The organism is Patescibacteria group bacterium (assembly GCA_018817715.1).
GTDB lineage: Bacteria > Patescibacteriota > Patescibacteriia > Veblenbacterales > UBA10138 > JAHITT01.
In genome coordinates, this window is the sequence record JAHITT010000004.1 from 1 (window position 1) to 25,203 (window position 25,203).

The following is a 25,203-nucleotide window of genomic DNA, read 5'->3' on the forward strand; positions in this document are numbered from 1 at the left end:
ATAAACATAAGAACCGCTAGCCAGCACTGGTGCAGGTGACCAGGAATTAGAAGCAGAACTCACTGGTGAAGCTAAGTTAAAAGCGCCACCATTCAAAGATTGATAAACATAATAACCAGCCACACCTGAACCTGTATCAGTAGAACCTGACCAAGACAATGTGAAACTGCCCGTGTTATTAGGATTAGGAGTGGCTGAAGGAGCACCCGGTTGGGTGGGAGAAATAGAATCATAGCGATAAAGACCTGAACACACTGGGCTACTATTCCAATTACCACCTACATCACGAGCCCGCACACATAAATTCCAACTGCCATTAGTTCCTTGTGCTACGTCGGCGCTACAAGGTGTACTACCCGAACAAATAAACGGCGAAATATTAGCATCAGTCGTACCGGGATCACAACTAGCACCAGTAGTCCAACAATAACGAACATAACTTACACCCGCTGTATCGCTGGCGCTAACATTAACTGAAATTGAATTAGTGCTCCAAGCTCGGCTAGTTGGCACAAAACTAAGACCTGGTGGTGTACCATCAATATTCACAACCACTGGATCAGAAGCTGATGATTCATGACGGGCCTCATCTCTAGCTACTACATAAATAGTAAATTGCCCACCACTGTTCCAAGTATGATCGGCCGTACAAATCGTACCCGAAGCTACTGTACCACCAGTAGTATCGGCGCCGCCACAAGAAGTACCTGGTAATAAACTACCATCGGCTTGTGGCACTCTAGTACTAGTTGAATCGCCCCATTGAAATTCGTAATAAATCCTATCGCCTTCTGGGTCATTGGCTTGCGCCCCCAAAGTACAAGTTGAACCAACCGCTCCGTTAAAATTAACACAAGAATCAGCCGCCCTAACTAATTGAGGTTGGCCTAACCACCAAACGACAGCTATAACTACTGCTAATAATAAAAACTGACTACGTTTCATTGTTTAAAAAGTTATTATCTTACTGTATTCTATACGGCTGGCAAAAAATTCTAATTTATCAGCAATATCTTCGCTAGCTAAAACCGAAACTACTTGGCCAACCTGCACATCTTCTAAACTTACTACCCGGCGCTCTATAGTCTCGGGACGTTTATCGCCTGTCGGTTCGCTCTCTAAAATTTGTGGAATTCTAACTTCTATTACTGTCATTTGTTTGTTAACATTAATTTTTAAAATATCCATTCCTGAACCAGTTAACTTAGGTGATTCTATAGTCAGTCTTTCTGGGGTTTTAGTTATTACCAAACCAGTCCTTAAATAAGTCCCTTGCAACCTAATTAATGGCCCGCCGGAAAAATTATCTTTTATTTCTTCTTTAACAATCTTCTGATCATTCACAGGAAACCTCTTAATAAAACTAGGTGCCTGACTTGCACTAGACCATAAAATAACCAATAAAACAAAAGCTAACAACCAATAAAAGCTAACCCGACCAGGCAGTTTTATTTTTATTTTGCTGTTTGGTTTTTTAAAATAAAATAATTTCATCCTAGCTACTGCGTAACCGGTTTAGCCGGTGCCTCATTTTGAACATTAAAAGTCCAGCTTACTTCGCGATTACTAACCAAACTGTTGGAACAAATTAACCTAACTCTATTCTCACCGTTTTGCAAAGGTGAAATTTTATTATACCCTAAAGCCGGCACGGCAAAAGTATTTAAATCTCTTTGAAAAGAATTAGTCACTATACTTTCTAAATAAGTACTATCTATTTCATTCGGCCTTTTTATATAAATAGCGCAACCACTTAAAGCTGTGACACTATTAAGATTAACGCCGATTGTCGGACGCAATTTGTTAGTAGTAGTACCAGCGGCTGGTAATTTATTTAACAAAGTTATATCACCATCGTCCAATTGTATATCGCCGGTTGCTGGAATAACAGCCGATGTTACAGTACCGCCAGTATCAGTAGCTACTACTCTAAACCGATAAGTATTACCGGTGACTAAGGTATAAGTTTGTCCAACTGTCTGGCTAGAACTAATTTGTGACCAAGAACTTCCTTGACTAGTAGATACTTGAGTAAAGCAAGAAGTTAAACTATAACCACTTTGAGCAGTACAAGACGGACTATAAGTAAAAGTACTAGTTTGTACCCAACCGCTAACACTGGGGTTACCCGATAAACCGGCTGATCGTACATCACAAGAACTAGTTGAAGCCGACAAAGTGCCAGCTGTTGTAGCATTACCTAAAGAATCACGAGTTCTGATAGATTTACCATAAGATGTACTACAAGTAAGACTAGACTCTGTTAAAAAGCTGGTCGCTTGCCAAGTACTGCCCCCGTCAAAACTGTAAGGCGTGGCTGATAAACCGGCACCGCCACTATTATCTACTGGCGTATTTATATGCCAAGTTATGCTGGTTTGCGAAACACCAGAAGTATAACCAGTTGTGGGATTAGGTGTGGGCGCCACCGTATCCTTAATACCAAACTGAGCAGAGGTTTCGGTGGAATAACCACCAGCGTTGTTAACAGCGTGAACGCCATACCACCATTTGCCATCAGTTGCTGGACTATCAGTGGTAGTAGTAGATGTACCAGTACTTTTAACTAAACTCCAAGAACCTGGTGAACCACCGTTATCAGCTGCTCGCCATAATTCATAATTACTAAGACCACTTTCGGCATCGCTAGCAGCTGACCAACTAATAGTAAAGGTACCTGTAGTAGCGCTAGGTGAAACTGACAAACCTGTTACCTGACTGGGAACTGTAGCATCTACTCTGTTAGGTGGACTAGTACAAGTACTAGGATTACCTGCTAAATCTGTAATACCAACAGTACAAGTATTGCCATTGTTAGGACCGGTAGTACAAGGCCCGCTTGAAGTATTTATACCTGAGCCTGAATCAGTGGAACCGGATAAAGTAAAGGCTTGTGTACCGCTAGTTTTCCAAGGTGAAGATGTGGGTGACCAGGTGCCACAGGTGGGCGCCACCGTATCCTTAATACCAAACTGAGCAGAGGTTTCGGTGGAATAACCACCAGCGTTGTTAACAGCGTGAACGCCATACCACCATTTGCCATCAGTTGCTGGACTATCAGTGGTAGTAGTAGAAGTGCCAGTACTTTTAACCAATCCCCAAGTACCAGGTGAGCCAGCATTATCGGCTGCCCGCCATAATTCATAATTACTTAAACCGCTTTCGTTATCAGTAGCTGCAGTCCAACTTATTGTAAATGAACCATTAGTAGAACTAGGTGAAACCGACAAGCTAACCTGACTAGGGGCTGTAGCATCTACGCGGTTAGGTGGACTGGTACAGGTACTAGGATCGCCAGTATTACCAGCATTGTCTTGGATATTTACTACACAAGTACTGCCATTAGTTGACCCGGTGGTACAATTATTGCTGGATAAATCAACGTTTATACCTGAACCGCCCGTATCGCTCCTGCTTAATATAGTAAAAGCTTGCGTGCCACTAGTTTTCCAAGGCGACGGATTGGGTGAAAAAGTACCACAAGTTGGTTTGACTGTATCAATCCCCCAAGTCCAACTATCTGACGTGCCTGTACCACTAGAATTTAAAGGATAAGCAATCACGGTATGAGAACCGGCTGATAAACCCGTTTTAACCCAAGATGTTCCAGTCTGATCAACTTCTAAAATATTATCCAAATAAACTAAATAAGAAGTGGCGTATGTTACAGCTGACCAGCCAAAAGCGGCCGTAGTGCTGTTAGTCCAAACAGCAGGTTTTTGCGTAAAAGTTAATTTGCCCGGCACTGGCGTGGTAACAGTTACTGGAATAGAAGTATTAGAAATATGCCCGGCATTATCCGTGGCGCTAACACTAACCGAAAAACTACCCGTGGAGGAAAAAATATAAGTCGCATTAGCCGAAACAGAAGGAGCCATAGTAGCATTCCTAAAACAGGTAGCACCACTGACTGTTCCACTAACACCGCCAATCGTACAACTGGAAGCATTCACACTACTGCTAAAAGTAACATTGCTAATTGGATCATTTTCTGGATCTGTTACTGTAGCGCTAACCACACAAGAAGAACCTTGAAGACAACTTACGGCCTTGGCTGTATTAGAAAAATACCAACCAAAAAATAATAACCAAGTGGCCAACAAAAAAACCCGTCCAACTCTAAAGTTAAAACGAGTGCTTAAATATGTCTTATTATCCATAAAATGTTTGTTTTAGCGGTTTAGACAACTTTAACTAAATAATACCTATATTTAAGTATTATTACTATTGTTAGTATACCATACTTTTTGATTTTCGTCAAACTAAAAAACCACCTTCTAAAACAATATAATATTTAACTTTTGTCAATACTAAAATCAACTTAACCTTAACGTCATTAATCATTAAATTAGGCAATACTAACCTAGTGCTTTATTAAGCAATTAATCTTTTAACTAGAGCCCACTAACCAATAGGCTAATTTTCTTTAACCAGAGCCACCAAAGACTGTTCCGGGGCAGCATGGCCAGCCTCATCTTGTACTAAAACTTTAAAAATAATTTCACCTGGTTTATTAAAAATCAAAGCCGGCGCTATAGTTTCTCCTGAATCAGCTTCCACTGGTTTAATCATCAAATCATCATTAGGTAAGGAATAAAAATGATAAACCAATTTATCCCCCTCCGGATCAATAGCTTTAATCTTAATGGGGCAAGGATTTTTTACCAAACAAGACTCTGATAAAACTATTGGCCCAATAACTTTTTCCACAACCGGACTATCGGCTAAACTAACATAAGAATCGGGCGACCAAGACTGATTGTCCGCTGGCCGTAAAAACTGCCAAACAAAAAAGGCACTCAATAATAAAAACAAACCAATAATAATCAGATTGAGCCAACGGCTAAATCCGCTTGGTTTGAACAAAAGATCTTTTATCATAGGCGTTAGTGACTAATAAAAAAACACTAACATTAACCTTTTCAGTATACCACAAAAATTAACTTACCTTAAAAGTTAATCGCTAAAAACTTTACCCTGATTTTAGATTACTAATTAATAACTACGGAATAATGGTCGGGGTGGCGGGAGTCGAACCCGCTGTCACACCCACCCCAAGGGTGCATGTTACCGGTACACCACACCCCGGCCACTACCTCGTAGATAATTTTTACTATCCGCTAATCCTTAGCTTATTCTACTTAATCAAATATTTGCCCAACTTATTAAGTAGCATCAAATATAACAATTTTTTTGGTAAAATAAAAGCCCTAACCTGTGGCTTAATGCCAATCGAGTTCCTGAATAATTCAGGTAAGCCAGCTTTTCATTAATAGGTTTAGATTGGCTAATAATAAACACCAACCTTGACCTTTTATTAATTAAAGCTCCAGGCTGTTGGATATGCGCCAGAGTTAACAATTTTAATCATTAAACTACTAGACGCCTCCAAAACAAAAGGTTTGTAGAGCTCGATAACACATTAAGCCAGTTGTAATAGGGCTAATTTAATAATAGCGCAAATAATCAACTTTGTCAATTGGAAATTTATAGTTTTTTACCTAAGATTAGCCAAAAAATTATCCACATTAGCTTTCATTAGCCAAAAAAATAGAGACGGTTTTAAACGTCTCTATAAATATTTTTAATTGTTTTTTTGGCTAATTTTTTTAAATTTTTCCCAGTCAGCAGGATCGGCCTTTTCAATTGTTTCCAGTAAACGCATCATAGCGCCGTTCACATCGCCTTTAGGATTATTTTTGGCATAAGCCACTTTATTAGCAGCTTGCCCCAGTTCAATTAAACTAGTTTTATTTTTATTTTGTACTTTCACAACCATCCTCCTAACAATAAAGACCACTGGGAACAAAAGATCCCCCATCCTTACTATTAATTTTATATTCTTCCTTTTTAAGAATTTTTGGGCTGGAAGTTTTTTTATAATCAACCAGCGCTTTATTATGAAAATATTTTATTTTTTTAATACCGGCGACTACGGCTGGAATTTTTTGATAACCAGCCCCGTTTATCTCCCTAAGCAAAAACATAAATGAACCTAATAAAATTTTAACTGTTTTTTGAGAACTATAATATCCGTTAGTTCCATTAGGTAATAAACGGGGTTCGCCTGGCCAATCCATATCAATTCCAAAATTTTTAGCTCGGTAATAGGCTTTCTTTAGGAGATAAAAAATTTTCAAATAAACTCGATAATGATTAGCTGTAAAACTAACCCGATTTTTTAAATAATGTTCGTATATACTATCTTCCAAAAAAACAAATCGCTGATAAAGAAAAACAGCATACATTTGTTTTTCTTCTAAGGATAAATTTTTTACAAATTTACCGTTTTTACCTGATTTAGAACTAGACATAACTTCCTCCTTGATTGGTTGGTGTTAATATTTTATTTATTTTTGATGATGATTTATCATTCTTAATCCATTTCGGCTAATACAAGTAACCTAAACGCTTATCTCCGAAACAAATTACAAATGACAAATATTTATTAAATAACTAAAAACGCCTTCTGGCAAATAATTCCCAGAAGGCGTTCGGTTTTGTTTCTAAAAGTATATTATGACCATACAGAAACACCGCTCACCTGCTGAGAGAGTTTAAACCAGAACCAAGAACGATAAGCAATACTGTATAGATTCATAATTAAAATAAGTATAACAAACCCCAAATTATTGTCAAATTATTATCTTATTTACCAAATATAAAATAAAACCCGATTCAGCTATTATTGTGCGCTGAATCGGGTGTGTTACGTTTTCTTTGTGAGAAAACTTTAAAATTTATTTTTATTGTGATAAACCTAAAATCAAATTAGGCGGATCGGCTAAGGTGTTTGAAAAATTTAGCCTAATTTTATTTTTATTTAAAATACCAGCCTCTGCCAACCTAATTTCCTTAAGAATACCCTTATAATTAGGTATTTTAAGACAAATACTTTTATAAACATCTTGTATTTCATTGTATTCTGCTTTTGTTTTTTTTCGACTAACTATTTGTTGCTGAGTAGGTAAATCGCCGTTAAGATTAAACTCCTTAAATAAAATATTTTGGAAATATAAAGCCTTATTAAGCTTTTCTAACTCATTTTTATAATGAATCAGATCATTGATTAAACTTAGATCAACTAAGTCAGTATTTGATTTCATTTTATTTCTCCAAATTTATTTATTTTTATTTAATTAATTTAACCGCGAATCCTGCAATACTGCGAGAATACCTCACAACCATCTTCGTTATTCTGACAGTCAAAATTTGAATCAACTTTGTTAAAAGGATTGTCTTTACTGCTAGTAACCCCCTCTTTAATCTGATTATTGTTGCCTATTCTTGTTAAAGAAACGACAGCATCCACTGAACTTTTCTGATCGACTTGCTTTTCCATCTTAAATTCCCATTATTGTTAGTATTGTGATTTGTTTTTATATTAAATTGTTAAAAAACTTTTTTGAATCACTTATTTAAATTAACTCTGTATTCATCCTCCGTAGCTTTTATCAGCAATGAAATACCCTATAATTTATTATTTCTAATCACAATCCACTAGCAGTGTCAGCGAAGGAGGGTATATAAAAAACCAACCGCCCTGTTTTAAGTAGGCGGTTGGTTTTTTAGCTAAATTTCTAATTTATATATTATGACTTAGCATAGCCAACCGCCGGCGGCAAAATAACCAAAATCAAACCAATGATAATGGCCTTCAAATTGATCGGCAAAATGGCGAATAATTGCGTAAGTTTCATATATTAGTTTGATAATAACATAATTGTTAAATATGTCAAATTTAACTACTAGTAAACAAAAAAACAACCTTTTTACTTTAGTAAAAAGGTTGTCTTAAGTAAAATGTATTAAAAAATACTCTATAACATCAGATCATCTTCCACCCTTTTATAAGCATGTATTTGCTCCGGAGAAAACCAATGGGAAATCTCATGGCTAGCTTCCTCGGCTGTTTCTGAAGCATGAACTATATTATGAACCGCTCGTTTATCTTTATTAGCCGCAGCCGCTGAATCTACGGAAAAATCACCACGTAAGGTTCCCATTTCGGCAATATACGGCATGGTGTTACCGGCTAATTTCCTAACCATATCTACCACATGAACACCTTCCACAACCATTTTAACTAATGGCGCCGAAGTCATGTACTCCACCAACCATTTACGCACCATTTGGCCAATGGCTAATTTATCATCCGTACCCAACTCTTCCATAGCATCATAACCATACTTAGCGTAAGTATTAAGAGTTTTTTCTCCTAAACGGGCTACCCAAGATTCTTCTTTAGGATAATGATTATCTATTTGTTCTAAAGACGGCTGAAACATTTCTAAGGCAATTACCTTAAGACCGCGCTGTTCAATGCGTTTTATTATTTCACCAGTCAAACCGCGCTTAACGCCGTCCGGTTTAACCATAACAAACGTTCTTTCTTCTCTGGGATGTTTAGACATAAAAAGCTATCTGATTAAAGTTCAAGCACCAGCTATGGTAGCACATTGGCCAAAAAGGGCCAAGGCGATCAAAGGGGTTGCCAAATTTTTCCGTCGCTTCTAAATTCAATATCCCCCAGCTTGTCGGTTCGTAATATTTTAATAAATAATTTTTTTAAACGATCCATAATAATTTTATGAGGATGCCCATAATTATTATCGCCTACCGAAATAACCGCCCAAACAGGCTTAACGGCCCGCAAAAATTCCAAACTACTTGAAGTGGAACTCCCCTGATGAGCTATTTTAATTATTTGCGCTTCAATCAACCGACCAGCCGCCAAAATTAATTCTTCCTCTGTTTGATTAATATCGCCAGTCAATAAAAGAGCTGTCTTTAAATAAACCAACCGAATAACCAAAGAACTGGCATTTAAATCCACTACAGTTTGACCAGCTAAACTACCTTCTGGCCAAATTGTTTCCAAAATGACCGATTCTAAAATTATTTTTTGTCCAGCCTCAATTGTTCTGGCTGAAATATTTTTTTCTTTAATTATTTTAAGCCAAGTTAAATATTCCGGCGAAGTATGCAGCACACCAGTCCACAACACAAGTCTAACCTTATAACGTTTTAACACTTCCAATAAACCAGCCAAATGGTCGGCATGGGGATGAGTCAAAATTACCACATCAATGGTTCGTTTATGCCAGGGCATTTGTTGGCCCAACTTAGTTAATAAAGAACGACCGGGACCGCCATCAATTAATATGGTTTGACCGCTAGGTGTGGTTATTAAACAAGCGTCGCCCTGACCAACATCAAAAAAAACCACTTGTAAAAGTTTAGGTTTAAAAAACATTAACCAAATAAAAATACCTACTAAAAATAAAAACAAAATAATAAAAATCTTTTTCATTTTTTTGGTTGATAAAATAAAACCCTAAATAATAAAAAATAAACAATTAGAACCATCAACCAAACCAATCGGGACGATTCCAGCCAACTACTGGGCCAGCTGGCTAATAAAGTAACAACTTTAATCATATAACTTAAAATAAATTGCAATGACCAAGCAAAAATCCCAATTAAAAATTCTAAAGCCGGCGGTATAATTAAAATAGGTAAACCAAAAATAAATACCAAAACTACCAAAGGGCCAATCAATAAATTAGCTAGCGGGCTTACAACGGATAATTGTTTAAGTTGCCACAATATTAAAGGCAAAGTAATTAAACTGGCTGACAAGGTATCAACGGCTGCGGCCCGCAAACCAAATTTATTGGTAATAAAAATTAACCGTCTTCTTAATAAAGGCGCTAACCACAACAAGCCAACCATGGCGGCGAAAGAAAGTTGCCAACCCAAATCAAACAAATAAAGTGGCTGATAAAAAAGCATTAAACAAGCCGCTAATAAAAGTAAATTAAATTTGTTTACTTTTTGCTTTAAACAATAAGCCAACATAACCATTAAAGCCATAATACCGGCTCTAACAGTAGCGGCTTCGGCGCCGGTAAAAACCACAAAAACTACCACTGCGCCGGCCACTAACCAGCTAGCGCCAAAAACACGCCAACCTAAACTTATTAAAACCCAAAATAATATACTGGTTAAAACCATTACATTATAACCGGACACAGCCAATAAATGAGTTGTACCGGTTTTTTTAAAAGATTCTGTAATTGCTTGGGGTAAAGCGCTATCATCGCCCCATAACATACCACTAGCTAAAGAAGCATAAGGTTCAGCTAACCCCCCAGTCAGCCTCTCGGACAAACCAGTTCGCCAACTGGCAATTTTAAGACGCCAACCATCAGTTGGTCTGGCTATTAAGTTTAAAACCGGCCAAGGACAGGCCCAACGAGCGGGTTGATTTTTATAAGACGATTCAATAACCGATAAACTAAAACACTTAACCCACAACCGATCCCCATAATAGTATTCCGGATAAGGCCGGGTGGTAACTATGACGGTGATATTCTGATTGTTTTTTAAAAAATAAGTAGTTGTTCGATCTTTTAACTTGGGCGACCGAACAACTGTCGCCGCAAACTCACTAGGGCCGGACGTTATTATTAATGGATTAATTGGTTTAACTGCCAATCCCCGACCAAAAGCCAATAGTAAGCCTAAAATAAGCCAGCTATATTTTCTATTAAATTTTTTATTCAGCAAACTAACCAACCAAATTACCAATAAAATCGTCCAACTAAACCAATTAATTGTAAAATAGGGGGCCAAAATAAAACCTAACAAAACACCCAACAAAACAAACCGACTTAATAAATAAGGTGGCAAAAAAGGTTTAGTTAAAATCGTCTGCCCTAACTGATAGTGATTGACGGTACCCTCCATACCGTTAAAAAATTATCTGGCCAGTTGCTTTAATCTGGCGGAAATAAAATCATCTAAATAACCATCTAATACTTTATCCGGATCATTATTAACAAGTTCAGTTCGGTGATCCTTAACCATTTTATAAGGATGCAAAACATAAGAACGCACTTGATTGCCCCAAGCTACTGATTTAAATTCACCCCGTAACTCCTGTTTAGTCGCTTGCTGCTTAGCTTGCTCCACCTGCCATAATTTGGCTGTTAAATATTTAAGAGCCGTTTCTTTATTTTGTAATTGCGATCTTTCATTCTGACAAGTTACTGTTATATTAGTTGGCAAATGGACCAGCCGGACAGCCGAATAAGTCGTATTAACGCTTTGGCCGCCCGCGCCAGAAGACATAAAAGTATCCACCCGTAAATCGCTGTCCTTTATTTTTATATCGGTTAACTCGGGTAATTCCGGCAAAACTTCAACTAAAGCAAAAGAAGTATGACGCATTTTTTCCCCATCAAAAGGAGAAATTCTAACCAATCGATGCACACCAGCCTCACACTTTAAATAACCATAAGCAAAACGACCGCTGATTTTTATAAGACAACTTTTTAAACCAGCTTCTTGACCAGCTGATTTATCAAGAATCACGGCCGACCAATTTTGGTCTTCACTAAAACGCAAATACATTCTTTGCAACATTTGCGCCCAATCCTGAGCATCAGTTCCGCCAGCGCCGGCATGAATAGATAAAAGAACATTACTATCATCATAAGGCGCCGATAATAAACGCCTAACTTCCAGCTTATCAAACTTAGTTAACAATTCTTGGTAAGATTTATTTATAGTCTCTAACCAATCCCCTTGCCCGTCCGAACCTTCTTCTTTAGCCAACTGAAATAAAACTTCCGCCTGATCAGTTATGGACTGCCAATCTTCAACCAATAATTTAGCATCACCATAAAGCTGACTAATTTCTTTAGCCTGTTTAGTGTCCAGCCAAAAATCCGGCTGCTGCATTTGTTTTTCCAAAACCACTATTCTCTGCCTGGTCTTGGCTAAGTCAAAGCCACCTCCCAGCCGCCTGAACGCGTTGCTGTAAAGCTTTAATATTACGAATTAATTCACTTTCGACCATAGGTTATTAGTTTAACAAATATAAACAAAAAATAAAATTATTTATTCTCTGCCAATTCCAACTGTTCAACAATTTGTAAATTGTAAGCCAATAAAGAATTACCCGGCATAGCTTTTAAACCCTGTTCCAGAATCTGTCTGGCCGATTGATAATCCTTGGTTGTTAAATATAAAGCCGCTAAAGAATTATAAGAATAATAAAACTGGTCATCTATTAAAATGGCTTGCTGATAATTTTTTATAGCTTCAGCTGGTTTATTTAATTTTATTAAAGCATTACCTAAATTATGATAAGGCGGAGCTGACTGGTTATCTTTATTTAAATTAATCGCCCGCTGATAAGCCTGCGCTGCTGCTTGGTAGCTCTCCACATCCGACAAAGCCATGCCATAATTATTCCAAATTCTTAAGCTCTGTTGGTTATAACGCAAAACATCTTCGTAAAAAACAATTGGTGTGCGCCAATCAGCGTTCCGCTCAATTGTTCTAACCCCTAACCAAACCAACCAAATCATTAACAAACCAAAACAGCTAATTTTTAAAAATAACGGAAATTTTTTAATTAAAACATCACCCCAAAACATTAAAAAGATGGCTAAACCTAAAAGGGGTAAATACATATAATGCTCATACATTAAACCACTAACTGGTATAACCACTCCACTGGCCGGGGCCAAAGCTATACCTAACCATAATAAACCAAAAGCACTAATAAACTTCCGGCGCCAACTTACTACCATAATCACCGCCAATAAAATAACCAAACCAATACCCAGCAAAACATCCCCAGCTAACCAACTTATTTTTATATCCACCAATCTTTCCATATGTAAACCCACTGGAACAAAAAATAATTTTAAATATTGCGGCCAAACACTCAACCAAGTCCATAATCTTATAGCCAAACTTTCAGTGTAAACAGAAGCTTGCCCATAAATATTAAAAGTGTCTTGAAAATTTAATACTGTGGCTCGCAAATACAAATAAAAAACTATTATTAACCAATAAAGCCAAGTATTTTTAAGCACTTGTTTTAACCAATCTTTAAAACCCACGGTTTTATTCTGCTGCCAAACATAAAATTCCATTAATAAAAGCAAAGCTGGCATAATAATCGACTTGTCTTTAGTTAAAATTGCCGCCACTAAAGCTATAATACTCCCAATAAACCAGTGTCTTTTTTTATAACTGATTGTTTCCTTAAACCGACTGCGCCAATACCATAATAAACTCAAAGATAAAAATAAAACCGACAAAGGATCACCTCGGCCGGCTACGTAAGTTACCGCCTCGGTTTGCAAGGGATGAATCAAAAAAATTAAACTAGCCAGCCAAGCTATTATTGGCCGGTCGGTTATTTTTTTTAATAAATCATAGAGCACTAATCCGGCGGCTAAGTGAATCAGGATGCTTACCAAGTGATAACCAGTCGCCCAATCGCCCCAAATGTGCCACTCTATTGAATAAATTACCAATAACAAAGGCCGCCAATAATTACTCATTAACCCGGCGCCGGCGATTAAATTTTCCGTAAAATAACGACCAAAATAAGACCAATCTTTTATATAATAATTATTCAACAAACTATCATAATCATCCCAAAAAAGCTGGTTGGGTAAGGCGTTTAAGTAAACCAACAAACCTAAAATAAACAAAAATAAAAAAGGCAGCCAAGGGCGCTGGCTGACTACTGTTTTAAGGCGACCAGACCAATCAATCAGTGCTTTATTTAAATCAACCATAATTATTTTTTAACGTGAAGCAAACGACCGTGCCCAGGAATTATATAATTAGCCATTTTTAAAACCAATTGGCGGTTGGCTTTTAATTTATTGGGATATTCCGCCCAGCGGTATTCTGCTTCTTCATCCAACCAAAACAAATCGCCAGCTACCGCTACTATTCCTTTTTCCGTCTCGGCTAAAACTGTACAACATTCAGCGCTATGGCCCGGTGTAGCAATAATCTTAACGCCCGGTACCAAAGTATAGGGTTTGGTATTATCGTAAAACACAAACTCATCTTTTTTTTGCAATGCATCACTGGTCACTATAACCGCCTTAGTAAACAAAAAATTAGCCCCTATGTGATCGGCATGCGCATGACTATTAACCACATAGTTTATGTCGGCTGGCGTCAATTTATTTTTAGCCAAAAGTTTTTTAATTTTTACAGCATCAGAAAAATTACCCGGATCCACTATAATCTTAACCCGATTAGCAATAATTAAAGTGGTGGTACACCAAGCCCGGCAATGATTTTTTTTAAGCCATTTAAATTCACCATGGCGTAAAATTTTAACTTGGATTTTTTCCATAATAATTAACCGTACTTTTTTAAAAGATATTGGCCTTCACTAACTAAATCATTTAATCTGTAAAACATAAACTTACCTTTGGTTGATACGGCCCATTCACCATAATAACCTTGATTCGGTAATAATTCAACAGAAGCAATAGCTTTATTTAAATATTTCTTTTCTTGGGAATTAAGGATATTTTTACCATAAACTAATTTTAATTTTTTATTCTTTTTACAATAATAACGCGCCATCACCTGCCCTTGCCTAGCCAGGGCAACAATTTCACCTTTAACCGCCTCCACTGTTGCCCCTTGTTCATCTACCAATAAAGTACCCCCTTTACGCCAACGCCAAGATGGATAAATAATAAACAAACCTTGGCCTTTTAATTTTCTTTGAAAAGCCACCAACGATTTATTTAAAGAAATAATATTCAACCAATTCGCATAATAATTTTTATAAACCCCCTTAGATACTTTAATAGTTCTAATAGTCCAACCAGCATAAGCACTTATTTTAGACAAATCTCGTAAATCTTCCTTAACCGACACAAAACGCCAAATCGGGTGGGGCAGGCCCAAATCTTCAATTTGTCTTAAACCTTGATATAAATCCATAATTACAGCTTAACATTTTTTGAACTAATTAGACTAACTATAGTACAATATCTAAGAAATATTATGATTAAACAAACAATAAAAAAATTATTAATCGTCTTTAGTCTATTATCAATTTTTCCAACTGCTTTATTAGCTGAAAAAATTGATACAGATAACGACGGCCTGTCCGACCAGCAGGAAACCGACATTTACCACACCAATCCCAATTTAGCTGACACCGATGGCGATGGCTACCTGGACGGCCAAGAAATAGCCAACGGCTATTCTCCTTTACATAAAGATAAAAAATTAATAGAAGTAGACACGGACAAAGATTATTTACCAGACGCTTGGGAAATAGCCTTGGGCACAAACTTAACTAATCCTGATAGTGATGGTGATAAATATTTAGACGGCACAGAAATAGCCGCTGGTTATGATCCGCTAAATGCTTCAGCCACAGCCAAAAAAACAAAAACCATCAAGGTAAATTTAAAAAGCCAATCTTTAGTTTATTTTTTTGGCGACAAACAATTGGAAAGTTTTTTAATCTCTAGCGGTATTGCTCGATTGCCCACTCCAACCGGTAACTTTACTATTCAAAACAAATACCCGACTAAGCACTATAAAGGCGCCGATTATGATTACCCTAACACCAAATGGAATCTGCATTTTTATACCGGCGCCTACCGTTATTATATTCACGGCGCTTATTGGCATAATGATTTTGGTAAGCCCAAAAGCCACGGCTGTATAAATGTTAACTACGATAACATGGAACGCTTATATAATTGGACGCAAACCGGCACTACAGTTTTGATTGACTAATCTTGTCAAATTTTTAAAATATAAAAATAAAACCGGCAAATGCCCATCTAATGCTCTAAAATCAACCATTGCTGTAGTAACCCCGTTTGGAGTAACAATAGTAGCCAATACCAATGTTTTTAAATCAACTTCTATATATTGATTAATATCAATACAGGCTTCCACCACAATCAAAGATGGGTCATTATACTCCCTTACTCCCGTCATATCTACTTGATAAAAATCTCCTTCTTTTAATTTTAAATTAACATTTTCGTTTTTACCCTCCAAGTCAATCAATACTATTTTTTGACCAATTTTTAATTCATGAATTTCTACTTTCATTTTTGTTTCTCTCCTATTTTAGAGTTTGTTTGGCCCAACCTTAGCAAATTAATTTTTTAAAGTCAACCTAAAAACCTTTAAGTTTTACTTAAAGGTTTTTTAGAACAAATATTTATTCTATTTATTCTTTAAACTCCTCCAACTTTACATCTATATCCTTAATCTCGCCCTTTTTATAAACCTTAAGCTTAATTGTGTCACCTGGTTTAAATTTAGACAAACCTTTAACCAAAGAGTTATCCTGATTAATTTTTTGCCCCTCAATTTCCAAAATTATATCATTCTCTACTAACCCAGCTTTATCGCCCGGACCCCCTGGCACTACGGCCAAATCGGTTGGTTTTTGACCACGCACTATTAAAGCGCCATAATCCACCGGCAATTTGTTAGCCTTAGCTAACTCGGAAGTCACTATGGTATACCTAATACCCAAATAAGGCCGAACGATTCTGCCGTATTTTACAAAACTATCAATCATTCTTTTAGCTTCATTAATGGGTATAGCAAAACCAATTAATTGGCCTTCTCGACTAACCGCCGTATTCATACCAATTATCTGCCCTAATAAATTAACCAACGGACCGCCAGAATTGCCCGGATTAATGGCCGCATCGGTTTGAAAAACGCCTTCCAATTGTTCCGAAGAACCCCGATTATCACCAGCTATGACATTACGCCCCAAACCGGAAATAACTCCCTTAGTAACAGTATTACGATATTCACCCAAGGCATTACCAATAGCAATAACGGTTTCGCCAATTTGCACCTTATCCGAATCACCCAAAGCGACCTCGGGTAAGTTTTTTTCCTCCACCTGAACCAAAGCCATATCGTTTACTGTGTCACGAGCCACTACTTTAGCTAAAAGTTTTTTACCATCATTAGTTAAAACAGCATATTCAGCTTCTAAATCATCCACCACGTGCCGATTGGTTAAAATAAGCCCCTTAGCACTGTCGATTATAAAACCGGTTCCCCCGCCAATTTCTTGTTTGCCTTGGTCTTTAGGCTGTAAGGGTTGCTGTTGTTGCGGTTGTTGGTTAAAGAAAAAATCAAAAGGAAAACCAAAATTAAAAAAATTATCAAAAGGAAAAGGATTGGGTCCGGTTAAATTATATATTTTACTTAAATCCTTACTAACAATAATACTAACCACGGCTGGAGCCACTTTTTTTACCGCTTCAGTGGTCGCTGACTCTTCCTGAATTATCGTTTGGTTGCCAACGGCTGGATTATTTAAATTATTTGGATTAGACGCTAATAAGGATAAATCCAAATTATTAATCACCCGGCCACCCCAAATAGTAACAGCTGCTCCGCCGACCGCCCCGCCCAACACAGCCACTAACAACCAAGCCAACAAACCGACTAAACCTTTTAACTTAAAACCACACAAACCTGATTGGTAAGTTTTTTTATGATTATCCGAATGTTTAGTAAAGTCATTTAAAAACATAACTTAATTTATTTTAATAATTTTATAAATTCCTCCAATTGCCCGGAGTTTTGCAGTTGCTGGTATTGCTTATAAAGTTCCGGATTAACATTAGCTTCATCTGTTGTTTGTCCACTGTTGGCTGTTAAATTAAATAACGAACCATAAGTATCAAAAGCTCCTTTTAAATAAGGTTGAATATATAAAAACCCCCAAACCAACGGTATCACCACTATTAAAATTTTTATAAAACTGAACACCTGGCCCCAAAAAATATACCGCTTTATTCTTTCAGTATCGCGATAAATATCTTTAGCGTATCTTAAATTATCTTCTAATAATTCTTTTAATTCACTTTGATTGGGTTGGTCTAAATCTAATCTCATAACAAAATACTGTAAATAATTAGGCTATTATTTATTGTATTATTTTTAAACAATTAAATCAATCCTAATCTTTTTAACAATTTTTGCCACCAAGCGGTTTTTTTCTGATAATAGTAAATAAGCCCTACAGCGCCAGCTAGGGCCAACAACAATAAACCCCAACCTAAATAATACTGCCACTGACTAGTTGGCAAATTAACAACAGTTAAATTAAACGGTACTTTAATGCCGGAAGCGGCGTTAAAAGAACGATTATCTAAAGGATAAGCTAAAATTGATAAGTTGCTGGCATAACGACCGACTTTATTAGGCTTAATAATTAAATTAACCCTTTGCTGACTTTTAGGATCCAACCTTAATTCAGCTGGCTGAAAAACAAACCAATCAGCATACTCATCAGCCGCTATAGTAAAAAGTCCAACTTCGGCGGAGGGATTGCTTATAACCAATTCTGTTTTGGCCAAGCCTTGATGGTTGGTGGCTATAGTCAAACTGGTCGGACTAACGCCTAGACCCATCGCCAAAACCTCCGGCGCTAAACCAAACAAAACTAGACTGATAAAAAATAAATTAAAATATTTTCTAATCATACTAATTTGAGGCTATGGCCCAAAAAATCAATTGCCCTTGTTTTTTACCTGGCCCACCTTGGTAATTACCGGGCAAAACTAACTTAGCCACCACTCCTAAAGCCGAATTAACCGGCACTTCGGCTTGCCAAATGTCCCACAAACTATTGCCTAAAAATAAATTATCCTTAAACACCTGATCGCCAGTTACATTAGCTTCCAAATGCATAACAGTAGAACTGGTGTTAGTAACAATAATTTGTTTTTGTACTGACTGGCCAGGTGACAGCTCACCTAACGGCAAAGCTGATGAAGAGACCACAAAGCTCAAAGTTGGCGCTACAGGCGGCGGAGCTGTAACTGGTACGAGCGTTTTAATATCCACTTCCAAACTAACTGCCTGGCTGGGTACACTACCGCTATTAACTGTTAGATTAACTTTAGCTGATCGAATAAATCCAGTGGCCTCACCGTATATTTCTAAAACACCCGGTGTGCTAGGCGTAATAATAGCCTGCCCTTGATTATTGGTCGTAACGATTTGGCCACCATCTTTTATATTAATATTAGCTTGGCTTTGCCAAGCTGAATTTTGCTGAGCTTCGGCCTTAATAGTAAAACTTTGACCTAAAGAAATACTTGTTTGGTCTACTACCAACCGTAAAGGCTTGTCAGTAAAATTTCCGTAAAACCAAATTAAATCATCGCCGTTTTGCAATTGATAATCTGCGGCCGCCACAGCTGGCTGCTGTAAATTAACTAAATACAACCAACCTTTGATGCCTTGGGCAGTATCACTATTAACACCTTTTAAATACCGGCCCAAAGCCGTAGTTTGAATATCCAATTGCAAACCACAGGTTGTAGCCACCTGCTCCATTAATTGCAAAGGGTTGGTAGCACTAATCTGACCTGAACAATAATTATTGACCGCGCCTTCAATTCGATAAAAAATTATTTTATCAGAACCGCCACCACAACCACTGACTGTAACCTGAAAAAATGCCTGATCAGTTAAACCTGCTCCATCGGTTACAGTAAGGTTGATATTTTTTTGTCCATTACTAGTATAACTATGGCTAAAATCCAAACTGGTAATTTGATTGGCGCTAACTTGCCTAGTAACCTGGCTGACGGCTGAACCGTCACCCCAATCAATCTTTAAACTTAAAGTTCCTGCTTCGTTATCTTGCGCGCCAGCCACAAAAGTATTACTTTGTCCGCAAGTTACGGTTAAAGGTCCGGATAAATGGGCCACTTGTGGCGCCTGATTAGGTTGGTTGGAACTAAGGGCTGCCACCGGATAATATTTATTGCTTAAAGCTACTACGACAAAAGCGGTCATAATTGGCGAGCCAACACTATCTTGCGAACGCCATTTGTAAGCGCCGTTGCTTAATTGCAAGCTTTGTAAAAAAGTAATGGCTGTTTTATTATTTTTAGAAATAGTTAAACCAGCTTCACCCACGGCCGTTAAAGCCGAGACCACCCAGGAAGTTGAACCGGCATCGGATTCACCGCCCGGCGCATAAGGCCAACCGCCATCGTTGTTTTGAGCTTGCTTTAAATAATTAATAGCTGATTGCAAGGCACTATCGCTAGCCGACAAACCAGCGTACTTTAAAGACATTACTACGGCCGCCGTATCATTAGTATCGGATTCACCGGCCTTAGCATAACTCCAACCGCCGTCGCTGTTTTGATTGCTAAGCAAATAAGCTTTAGCACCGCTGACAGAAGTATCACTTAAACTAACCCCAGCCTTAAGCAAAGCCATTAAACCCCAAGCATCATCATTTAACAAATCTTTATCACCTAATTGATTGTTATTAAACAAACCTTTTAAGCCGGTTACCAAATCCACTCCAGCAAAGCTGGCTGGGTTTTGCCCCACCGCCTTAATAGCTAAAATTCTTTTAGCATAATCCGTGGCGGCCGTGCCACTAAAAGTTTTTAAATGATCTGTGGCCACCTGGCTTTGCCCGCCAGCTACAAGAGCCATAGTTAACCAATCATCAGCCGGCTGCTGCTTTAAATAATTAACTGCTTCGGGTACGCCACCCTGTACCACCATTGGTGGCGCCACTAAAAACAACAACAGTAAAAAGGCAATTATTTTTTTCTTATTCATAAAATTTCTAATTAATAATTTAAAAAATAAAAGTAAATTAGGTTGGGCGGAAATATAAATTATTTATTCCCGCCCAGTTAAAATTGGCTTAAAAATTAACTTGATAAACTTTAACTACCCGATTGTCCGAAAAATCATTAGGTAAAGGATTTACGGTGTTGGCTGATAAAAAACCCTTAAACAGCAAAAGCCCAGAACCTATTTTAACCATATCCATACCAATTGACTGATAGTACCATTTGCCGTCATTGCCCTTTAAGTAATAAAGATAACTGGCTAATGTACCATCAAAAACTGTCAGCTGATAACTATTAAAAGAGCTATTAAAAGTAAAAGTAATTTTATTGCCAAAATTACTGGCTAAATAATCTTTAACCAACATATCTTGACTGGCTTCTTCTGGCTCTACTATTTGACCGCAGGCGCTAAAACCGCCCAAAGTTATAATTCCTAATCCAATTAAAGAACTTGTTTTAAAAAATCTCCGTCTGTCCACTTTCTACCTCCGTAGGATTGTTTGTATTTTTATTTTAGTGTTTTATTTTAAATTCACTTCTTACTAAAAAACCCGTTCTTAGCAAGAACGGGGAAGATTAGATGACACGACAAGTCTTAATTGTAGCGGATTCCAACCCTCTCCTTTCTCGCGAAGGAAGAGTGTATATCTATGTATCAATCATTCAGTAATCGGACTTGTCTTAAGCTTACTTAAAGACATACCGTAGCGGGACTGTGCTGGATTCTCACCAGCTTCCCTGAATGATTAATTATTTCAAAGAACTATTAGATAACACTTTAAACAAAGATAAATGATAATTTTTTAATTTTACTAAATATAAAACCAAACTATAAACCCCGAATAAAACTCCGGTAAACATTAAATCTCCTATCATAGTGTTACGGAAAAAGGGAATGGCTAAAGTGTAAGCCATTATCAATCCTTCTAAAGTTTTAGGATACCAACTAGCTGTTGCCCAGACTGCCAAATTAGTTACTATAAAAAATAAAGTAGATGAGGCTAAAGAAAAAGCTACTAATTTTCCAGCTGAAAACTTTTTTAAATAAGCACCCATCAAACCAATAAAAGTAAAACTCCCATAAACAGCCAGCATTACTGGCCAGTGATAAAAGCCAATTACTATATCCGCTAATAACATACCTGTCAGTGGCACGGCCAAGGCCCATTTTCTAGGCAATAAAGCACCAGCCAAAAGCGCCGCGGCCGCTACTGGTGCCACGTTCCAAATATGAGGCATTAAACGACTAACTACTATCAAACCTACTAAAATTAAACTAATGATTATTTTATTTTTCATAATTATACTTTTTGACAAATTCTTCCATACTTCCCAGTATCAAAGAGTTTTTCCTAATTCACAATTTATACTTCTTAATTCTATTCTTAAAACTCCGACTTTCTGAATGTCCACAAAATAGTTTCTCCGCCTTGCAGTTGATATTTATCAGCCGCCACCTGAGGCTGTAAGCCATTTACCCAATACTGCCAATATTTTTGCCCGTCACTACCGTTAGCTTTATTTCCGATCTTTTTTATAAAAGCACCATAAACTGATTTATCCGGCCCGTCATAATCTAAAGCCAAAGCTTTTTCCTGATTAAGCATTACCAAAACATCCAAAATGCTTTGTCCGGGAGTTATTTCTATACCACCATAACTTATTAAGTTATCACCCGTGTCTACCAGTACAGCTACTTTGCTTAAAGCTTGTTCGGCCTGGTTGTCCGGCCGTAAATAAACGCTCTGACTTTTTTGACCAAAACTAAAACCCACTAAAAATAAACCTACCCCGGCCAATAAAGCCACTAAACTATAAATAATTCTTTGCTTCATAAAATTATTAATTAACTTCGACCCTGCCAGACTTTATCTGTTTGACCAGCTTGTTTATTAGCTAACCTGGCCAAGACGAATAAAAAATCAGACAAACGATTTAAATATTTAACGACTTCCTCTCTGACTTCTTCCATTTCCCTAAGTCTTACTACTTGACGCTCAGCCCGACGGCAAACCGTGCGAGCCAAATGCAAACTAGCCGCCACTTTACTACCGCCTGGAAAAATAAATTGCTGTAAAGTGGGTAATTCTTTTTCCATTTTGTCTATTTGTTCTTCCAAATAAAGAATCTTATCTTCATTTACTAAAACTAAACCTTCTATAGTCTTATCTGGTGGTGTAGCCAATTCTGAAGCCAGCGTAAATAAATCTTTTTGTATATTTAGCAAAACTGCCTGATAATCATTTGCCCCATCTTCAGCTAATACCACGCCCAAAGCAGCATTAGTTTCATCCACTGTGCCGTAAGCTTCCAATCTTAAATTACCTTTGGGCACTCTTAAACCGCCATAAAGACTGGTTTCGCCCCGATCACCGGTTTTAGTATAAATCTTAGACATTAAAAATAATTAAATTATTTTAATTCACAAGCACCGCTAATGCAGGCTAATTCTTTGGAACCCTGGGTTTCGTCATCATATTCGTAAGTTACTATTTTAGCAAAATCAATGTCAGGAAAATTCTTAACCAATTCTTCATAAGCTTCTTTGGTTATTTCCTCATAAGGCGCCAACTGATAAACATGCTCGTCTCGAGGCAAAAAAGACAAACCGCCCACCATTTCCCAATTCTCATAAACCCAGTTGCCTACCTTAAGCCAATCATCGCCGCCGACCGATATGGTAACTGACGGGTTATGTTCAGTATAATTAATTTTTAAATTTTTCCAATGACCCAACAATTTCATAGCGGAAATATCACGCCTGACTATGGCCCCCTCGGGCGCTTTAATGGGAAATTCCAAAACATAAGTACTGGCTGTATCGGGTGACTGACCGACTTCGGGTTGATAAGGCACACCCATATCCTTAAGCATCAAAAATAAAGGGTTATGTCGTTCCACTCTAACTCGCCTAATATAATAAGGCGCGTGCCTGGGATGCATACCAGACGAAGAATCAAACAATTGTGAACCATTACCCGACGGCTTAACACAAGTTACGGCCGCCGAAGGATTAATACCGAATTTTTTAGCATATTCTTGATTTACTTTTACAGCCTCCTCGCGTAATTTTTTTAAAACCTCTTCTTGTCGTACCGCCGGACAATCCCACTGACCAGTAATAGAAACTCCTAACAAAGCCTCGTCCTGGCAATTTTTTAACCAGTCCTTGGATAAATAAGGAAAATTCATCAAACTGGCTTGATAAGTTCCCAAAATAGTAGCCAGGCGAACTTTTCTTAATAAAGTTTCCTCGGTATCCTCGATCCGGGCCACTACTTCAGATAAATTACAAAACTGCTTAGATTTTAAAATAATTTCGCCACAAGGATTGGTACCGGAAGTGTGCATATCCGGAGCAAAAATCGGCCAACGTCTTTTGGGCAACTGTTTTTCCAAACTACCTCGATTAAATATACCCCGCTCGCCCGAGCCAGACTTCATAATATTTATCCACTCTTCCAAAAATTGGCTTAACTCCGGCTTAGTGTTATAAGTCGCTGAGTTGTTGGCCATAGCTCTTTCCGGATGTTTTAAATAAAATTGACCGTCTTTGGCGTGACGCATTTCTAAATCATCCAAATCGGACAAAGAAATCAAAGCCGAACGCCTAACCCCACCCATTACCACTACCTCACCAATTTTACAAATTATATCGTGAGCATCTAAAGTGGTTAATCTTCTACCTTGGCGTTCCATCATTCTAGCGCGCACAAACTTCATTAAAGAAATTAAAGGTCCGGGGCCAGAAGCTCGTCCGCCCATTGTTTTAAGCCTAGCACCTTGTGGCCTAATAGCAGAATAATCAAACTCAATATCTTGACCTTTAGACCAAGTAACCAAACCTAAGGCCAAAGCGTTACTCCAACCTTCTTTACTGTCTTCCACTAAATACTTGGGTAATTTTTGGCCACCTTGCCTCTGAATAATGGGTAATTGCTCCACCGTCTGCCTTTCCACCGAAAAACCTACACCAGTACCACACATCAATACATACATTATCTCAGCAAAATCCTGCCAAGCCTTGGGAGCGATAAAAGAACAATTATAAGCGCAAACATTAGTAGCTCGGGCCGCTTCACCAGCTCCCCACAAAAGACGCATTGAACCCAAAGCTTCCATATTACGAATACCCTCTCTAATCTCATCGTACTCAACTGTACTTAACTTATCTCCCAAATTTTCCCGCATAAACCCAACATAACGATCAACTGTTTCCATCCAAGTTTCGCGTCGAGCTTTCTCTGGCAACCACCTGGAATAAGTACTGTAAAAAACATATTCCGAAAGTTGATTACGAAAATATTTTTTACTAGTCTGAGCCAAATCTTTAACTTCTTGAGGTACTTCTGGACGATGACGTCTTAAATGCGCATGCTCTTCCCGGTAAACAATATAAGCCCGAGCTGTTTTAAGCCACTTGGAACGCATTAATACCAATTCCACTATATCCTGAACCTGCTCGACTGTCGGTGTAGTGTGACCGTCATAAATTTGTTCCAACTCCTCCGCCACTCTAAAAGCCAACCTAGCTGCTTCGGGCCGGCCGAATTCTCCTGTTTCTTTACCTGATTTAAAAATAGCCTCCACTATTTTAGTAGGATCAAACTCCACCGTCCGACCGTCACGTTTTATTATACGACTAAGTTTCAACTTGTTATTAGTTGTAGTAGTGGCGGTTGATTTAACAGACGAAGAGGTGTTAGGCATAGTGATTTTTAAAAATAATAATGAAAATTTAAATTAA

The 25,203-nt window shown here is 37.7% G+C and carries 26 protein-coding genes, 1 tRNA gene and 1 riboswitch; of the genes, 1 reads left to right on the forward strand and 26 read right to left on the reverse strand.

Translation table 11 applies throughout. The annotated features are described in order from the left end of the window. From KKC17_01525 to KKC17_01600, 16 genes are all read right to left on the reverse strand, one after another. On the reverse strand, window positions 1-945 hold a 945-nt coding region (locus tag KKC17_01525; GenBank protein MBU1038897.1), incomplete at its 3' end, for a hypothetical protein. A 3-nt stretch (window positions 946-948) separates the two neighbouring features. Further along, entirely contained in the window at window positions 949-1,494 is a 546-nt protein-coding gene (locus tag KKC17_01530) for a hypothetical protein (GenBank protein ID MBU1038898.1), read from the reverse strand. A 5-nt stretch (window positions 1,495-1,499) separates the two neighbouring features. Next, the gene (locus KKC17_01535) at window positions 1,500-4,160 is read right to left on the reverse strand and encodes a hypothetical protein (protein ID MBU1038899.1); all 2,661 of its coding nucleotides are present in this window, start codon (window positions 4,158-4,160) and stop codon (window positions 1,500-1,502) included. 256 nt (window positions 4,161-4,416) lie between these two features. After that, window positions 4,417-4,881, reverse strand: coding sequence for a hypothetical protein (locus KKC17_01540; protein ID MBU1038900.1), 465 nt, complete (start codon window positions 4,879-4,881; stop codon window positions 4,417-4,419). 132 nt (window positions 4,882-5,013) lie between these two features. Continuing rightward, window positions 5,014-5,088 (reverse strand) — tRNA-Pro (locus KKC17_01545). A gap of 496 nt (window positions 5,089-5,584) precedes the next feature. After that, entirely contained in the window at window positions 5,585-5,773 is a 189-nt protein-coding gene (locus KKC17_01550; protein ID MBU1038901.1) for a hypothetical protein, read from the reverse strand. A gap of 10 nt (window positions 5,774-5,783) precedes the next feature. Beyond that, complete coding sequence (locus tag KKC17_01555) at window positions 5,784-6,314, reverse strand: hypothetical protein (protein ID MBU1038902.1); 531 nt, start codon at window positions 6,312-6,314, stop codon at window positions 5,784-5,786. A gap of 432 nt (window positions 6,315-6,746) precedes the next feature. Continuing rightward, complete coding sequence (locus tag KKC17_01560) at window positions 6,747-7,106, reverse strand: hypothetical protein (protein ID MBU1038903.1); 360 nt, start codon at window positions 7,104-7,106, stop codon at window positions 6,747-6,749. 38 nt (window positions 7,107-7,144) lie between these two features. Next, the gene (locus KKC17_01565) at window positions 7,145-7,342 is read right to left on the reverse strand and encodes a hypothetical protein (GenBank protein ID MBU1038904.1); all 198 of its coding nucleotides are present in this window, start codon (window positions 7,340-7,342) and stop codon (window positions 7,145-7,147) included. Window positions 7,343-7,820: 478 nt separating this feature from the next. Next, complete coding sequence (locus KKC17_01570) at window positions 7,821-8,414, reverse strand: nucleoside-diphosphate kinase (GenBank protein MBU1038905.1); 594 nt, start codon at window positions 8,412-8,414, stop codon at window positions 7,821-7,823. Between the two features lie 68 nt (window positions 8,415-8,482). Beyond that, a complete protein-coding gene (locus KKC17_01575; protein MBU1038906.1) occupies window positions 8,483-9,313 on the reverse strand; it encodes an MBL fold metallo-hydrolase in 831 nt (276 codons plus the stop codon). Beyond that, window positions 9,310-10,752, reverse strand: coding sequence for a ComEC family competence protein (locus KKC17_01580; protein ID MBU1038907.1), 1,443 nt, complete (start codon window positions 10,750-10,752; stop codon window positions 9,310-9,312). Before KKC17_01580 ends, KKC17_01575 begins: the two co-directional genes overlap by 4 nt. A 12-nt stretch (window positions 10,753-10,764) precedes the next feature. Next, window positions 10,765-11,841: a peptide chain release factor 2 gene (prfB, locus tag KKC17_01585; GenBank protein MBU1038908.1), complete on the reverse strand. Its 1,077-nt coding sequence runs from the start codon at window positions 11,839-11,841 to the stop codon at window positions 10,765-10,767. A gap of 62 nt (window positions 11,842-11,903) precedes the next feature. Continuing rightward, window positions 11,904-13,607: a tetratricopeptide repeat protein gene (locus KKC17_01590; protein MBU1038909.1), complete on the reverse strand. Its 1,704-nt coding sequence runs from the start codon at window positions 13,605-13,607 to the stop codon at window positions 11,904-11,906. 2 nt (window positions 13,608-13,609) lie between these two features. Further along, window positions 13,610-14,182 (reverse strand): MBL fold metallo-hydrolase, encoded by a 573-nt coding sequence (locus KKC17_01595; protein ID MBU1038910.1) that lies wholly within the window; start codon window positions 14,180-14,182, stop codon window positions 13,610-13,612. A gap of 5 nt (window positions 14,183-14,187) precedes the next feature. Further along, window positions 14,188-14,784 carry a hypothetical protein gene (locus KKC17_01600; protein ID MBU1038911.1) on the reverse strand — a complete coding sequence of 199 codons (597 nt, stop codon included), beginning with the start codon at window positions 14,782-14,784 and terminating at the stop codon, window positions 14,188-14,190. 63 nt (window positions 14,785-14,847) lie between these two features. On the opposite strand from KKC17_01600, the gene KKC17_01605 reads away from it, so the two are divergent. Then, window positions 14,848-15,594: a L,D-transpeptidase family protein gene (locus KKC17_01605; protein ID MBU1038912.1), complete on the forward strand. Its 747-nt coding sequence runs from the start codon at window positions 14,848-14,850 to the stop codon at window positions 15,592-15,594. Here the strand turns inward: KKC17_01605 and KKC17_01610 are convergent. The 10 genes from KKC17_01610 to KKC17_01655 form a co-directional block, all read right to left on the reverse strand. Next, window positions 15,550-15,918, reverse strand: a complete 369-nt coding sequence (locus KKC17_01610; protein ID MBU1038913.1) for a hypothetical protein — start codon at window positions 15,916-15,918, stop codon at window positions 15,550-15,552. The genes KKC17_01605 and KKC17_01610 overlap by 45 nt on opposite strands. 121 nt (window positions 15,919-16,039) lie before the next feature. After that, on the reverse strand, window positions 16,040-17,374 hold the full coding sequence (locus tag KKC17_01615) for a trypsin-like peptidase domain-containing protein (GenBank protein ID MBU1038914.1): 1,335 nt from the start codon (window positions 17,372-17,374) through the stop codon (window positions 16,040-16,042). Window positions 17,375-17,382: 8 nt separating this feature from the next. Continuing rightward, on the reverse strand, window positions 17,383-17,739 hold the full coding sequence (locus KKC17_01620) for a hypothetical protein (GenBank protein MBU1038915.1): 357 nt from the start codon (window positions 17,737-17,739) through the stop codon (window positions 17,383-17,385). A gap of 53 nt (window positions 17,740-17,792) precedes the next feature. Beyond that, window positions 17,793-18,329: a hypothetical protein gene (locus KKC17_01625; GenBank protein ID MBU1038916.1), complete on the reverse strand. Its 537-nt coding sequence runs from the start codon at window positions 18,327-18,329 to the stop codon at window positions 17,793-17,795. A gap of 1 nt (window position 18,330) precedes the next feature. Beyond that, on the reverse strand, window positions 18,331-20,439 hold the full coding sequence (locus tag KKC17_01630; GenBank protein MBU1038917.1) for a DUF4430 domain-containing protein: 2,109 nt from the start codon (window positions 20,437-20,439) through the stop codon (window positions 18,331-18,333). Window positions 20,440-20,527: 88 nt separating this feature from the next. Beyond that, window positions 20,528-20,878, reverse strand: a complete 351-nt coding sequence (locus KKC17_01635; protein ID MBU1038918.1) for a hypothetical protein — start codon at window positions 20,876-20,878, stop codon at window positions 20,528-20,530. A gap of 221 nt (window positions 20,879-21,099) precedes the next feature. Next, a riboswitch (cobalamin riboswitch) is annotated at window positions 21,100-21,238 on the reverse strand. Next, window positions 21,207-21,755: a hypothetical protein gene (locus KKC17_01640; protein MBU1038919.1), complete on the reverse strand. Its 549-nt coding sequence runs from the start codon at window positions 21,753-21,755 to the stop codon at window positions 21,207-21,209. It overlaps the preceding riboswitch by 32 nt. 86 nt (window positions 21,756-21,841) lie before the next feature. After that, window positions 21,842-22,291: a DUF4430 domain-containing protein gene (locus tag KKC17_01645; GenBank protein ID MBU1038920.1), complete on the reverse strand. Its 450-nt coding sequence runs from the start codon at window positions 22,289-22,291 to the stop codon at window positions 21,842-21,844. An 11-nt stretch (window positions 22,292-22,302) separates the two neighbouring features. Beyond that, a complete protein-coding gene (locus KKC17_01650; protein ID MBU1038921.1) occupies window positions 22,303-22,854 on the reverse strand; it encodes a cob(I)yrinic acid a,c-diamide adenosyltransferase in 552 nt (183 codons plus the stop codon). A 14-nt stretch (window positions 22,855-22,868) separates the two neighbouring features. Next, window positions 22,869-25,166, reverse strand: a complete 2,298-nt coding sequence (locus KKC17_01655; protein MBU1038922.1) for a ribonucleoside-triphosphate reductase — start codon at window positions 25,164-25,166, stop codon at window positions 22,869-22,871. Window positions 25,167-25,203: the final 37 nt, after the last annotated feature.

What these genes read in the sequence shown, in the direction of transcription:
- KKC17_01590 (MBU1038909.1), bottom strand. Translation starts at nt 13,607, where the DNA reads ATGGTTGATTTAAATAAAGCACTGATTGATTGGTCTGGTCGCCTTAAA.
- KKC17_01565 (MBU1038904.1), bottom strand. Translation starts at nt 7,342, where the DNA reads ATGGAAAAGCAAGTCGATCAGAAAAGTTCAGTGGATGCTGTCGTTTCT.
- KKC17_01625 (MBU1038916.1), bottom strand. Translation starts at nt 18,329, where the DNA reads ATGATTAGAAAATATTTTAATTTATTTTTTATCAGTCTAGTTTTGTTT.
- KKC17_01560 (MBU1038903.1), bottom strand. Translation starts at nt 7,106, where the DNA reads ATGAAATCAAATACTGACTTAGTTGATCTAAGTTTAATCAATGATCTG.
- KKC17_01605 (MBU1038912.1), top strand. Translation starts at nt 14,848, where the DNA reads ATGATTAAACAAACAATAAAAAAATTATTAATCGTCTTTAGTCTATTA.
- KKC17_01645 (MBU1038920.1), bottom strand. Translation starts at nt 22,291, where the DNA reads ATGAAGCAAAGAATTATTTATAGTTTAGTGGCTTTATTGGCCGGGGTA.
- KKC17_01630 (MBU1038917.1), bottom strand. Translation starts at nt 20,439, where the DNA reads ATGAATAAGAAAAAAATAATTGCCTTTTTACTGTTGTTGTTTTTAGTG.
- KKC17_01615 (MBU1038914.1), bottom strand. Translation starts at nt 17,374, where the DNA reads ATGTTTTTAAATGACTTTACTAAACATTCGGATAATCATAAAAAAACT.
- KKC17_01570 (MBU1038905.1), bottom strand. Translation starts at nt 8,414, where the DNA reads ATGTCTAAACATCCCAGAGAAGAAAGAACGTTTGTTATGGTTAAACCG.
- KKC17_01610 (MBU1038913.1), bottom strand. Translation starts at nt 15,918, where the DNA reads ATGAAAGTAGAAATTCATGAATTAAAAATTGGTCAAAAAATAGTATTG.
- KKC17_01535 (MBU1038899.1), bottom strand. Translation starts at nt 4,160, where the DNA reads ATGGATAATAAGACATATTTAAGCACTCGTTTTAACTTTAGAGTTGGA.
- KKC17_01640 (MBU1038919.1), bottom strand. Translation starts at nt 21,755, where the DNA reads ATGAAAAATAAAATAATCATTAGTTTAATTTTAGTAGGTTTGATAGTA.
- KKC17_01600 (MBU1038911.1), bottom strand. Translation starts at nt 14,784, where the DNA reads ATGGATTTATATCAAGGTTTAAGACAAATTGAAGATTTGGGCCTGCCC.
- KKC17_01655 (MBU1038922.1), bottom strand. Translation starts at nt 25,166, where the DNA reads ATGCCTAACACCTCTTCGTCTGTTAAATCAACCGCCACTACTACAACT.
- KKC17_01620 (MBU1038915.1), bottom strand. Translation starts at nt 17,739, where the DNA reads ATGAGATTAGATTTAGACCAACCCAATCAAAGTGAATTAAAAGAATTA.
- KKC17_01595 (MBU1038910.1), bottom strand. Translation starts at nt 14,182, where the DNA reads ATGGAAAAAATCCAAGTTAAAATTTTACGCCATGGTGAATTTAAATGG.
- KKC17_01580 (MBU1038907.1), bottom strand. Translation starts at nt 10,752, where the DNA reads ATGGAGGGTACCGTCAATCACTATCAGTTAGGGCAGACGATTTTAACT.
- KKC17_01540 (MBU1038900.1), bottom strand. Translation starts at nt 4,881, where the DNA reads ATGATAAAAGATCTTTTGTTCAAACCAAGCGGATTTAGCCGTTGGCTC.
- KKC17_01530 (MBU1038898.1), bottom strand. Translation starts at nt 1,494, where the DNA reads ATGAAATTATTTTATTTTAAAAAACCAAACAGCAAAATAAAAATAAAA.
- KKC17_01650 (MBU1038921.1), bottom strand. Translation starts at nt 22,854, where the DNA reads ATGTCTAAGATTTATACTAAAACCGGTGATCGGGGCGAAACCAGTCTT.
- KKC17_01575 (MBU1038906.1), bottom strand. Translation starts at nt 9,313, where the DNA reads ATGAAAAAGATTTTTATTATTTTGTTTTTATTTTTAGTAGGTATTTTT.
- KKC17_01555 (MBU1038902.1), bottom strand. Translation starts at nt 6,314, where the DNA reads ATGTCTAGTTCTAAATCAGGTAAAAACGGTAAATTTGTAAAAAATTTA.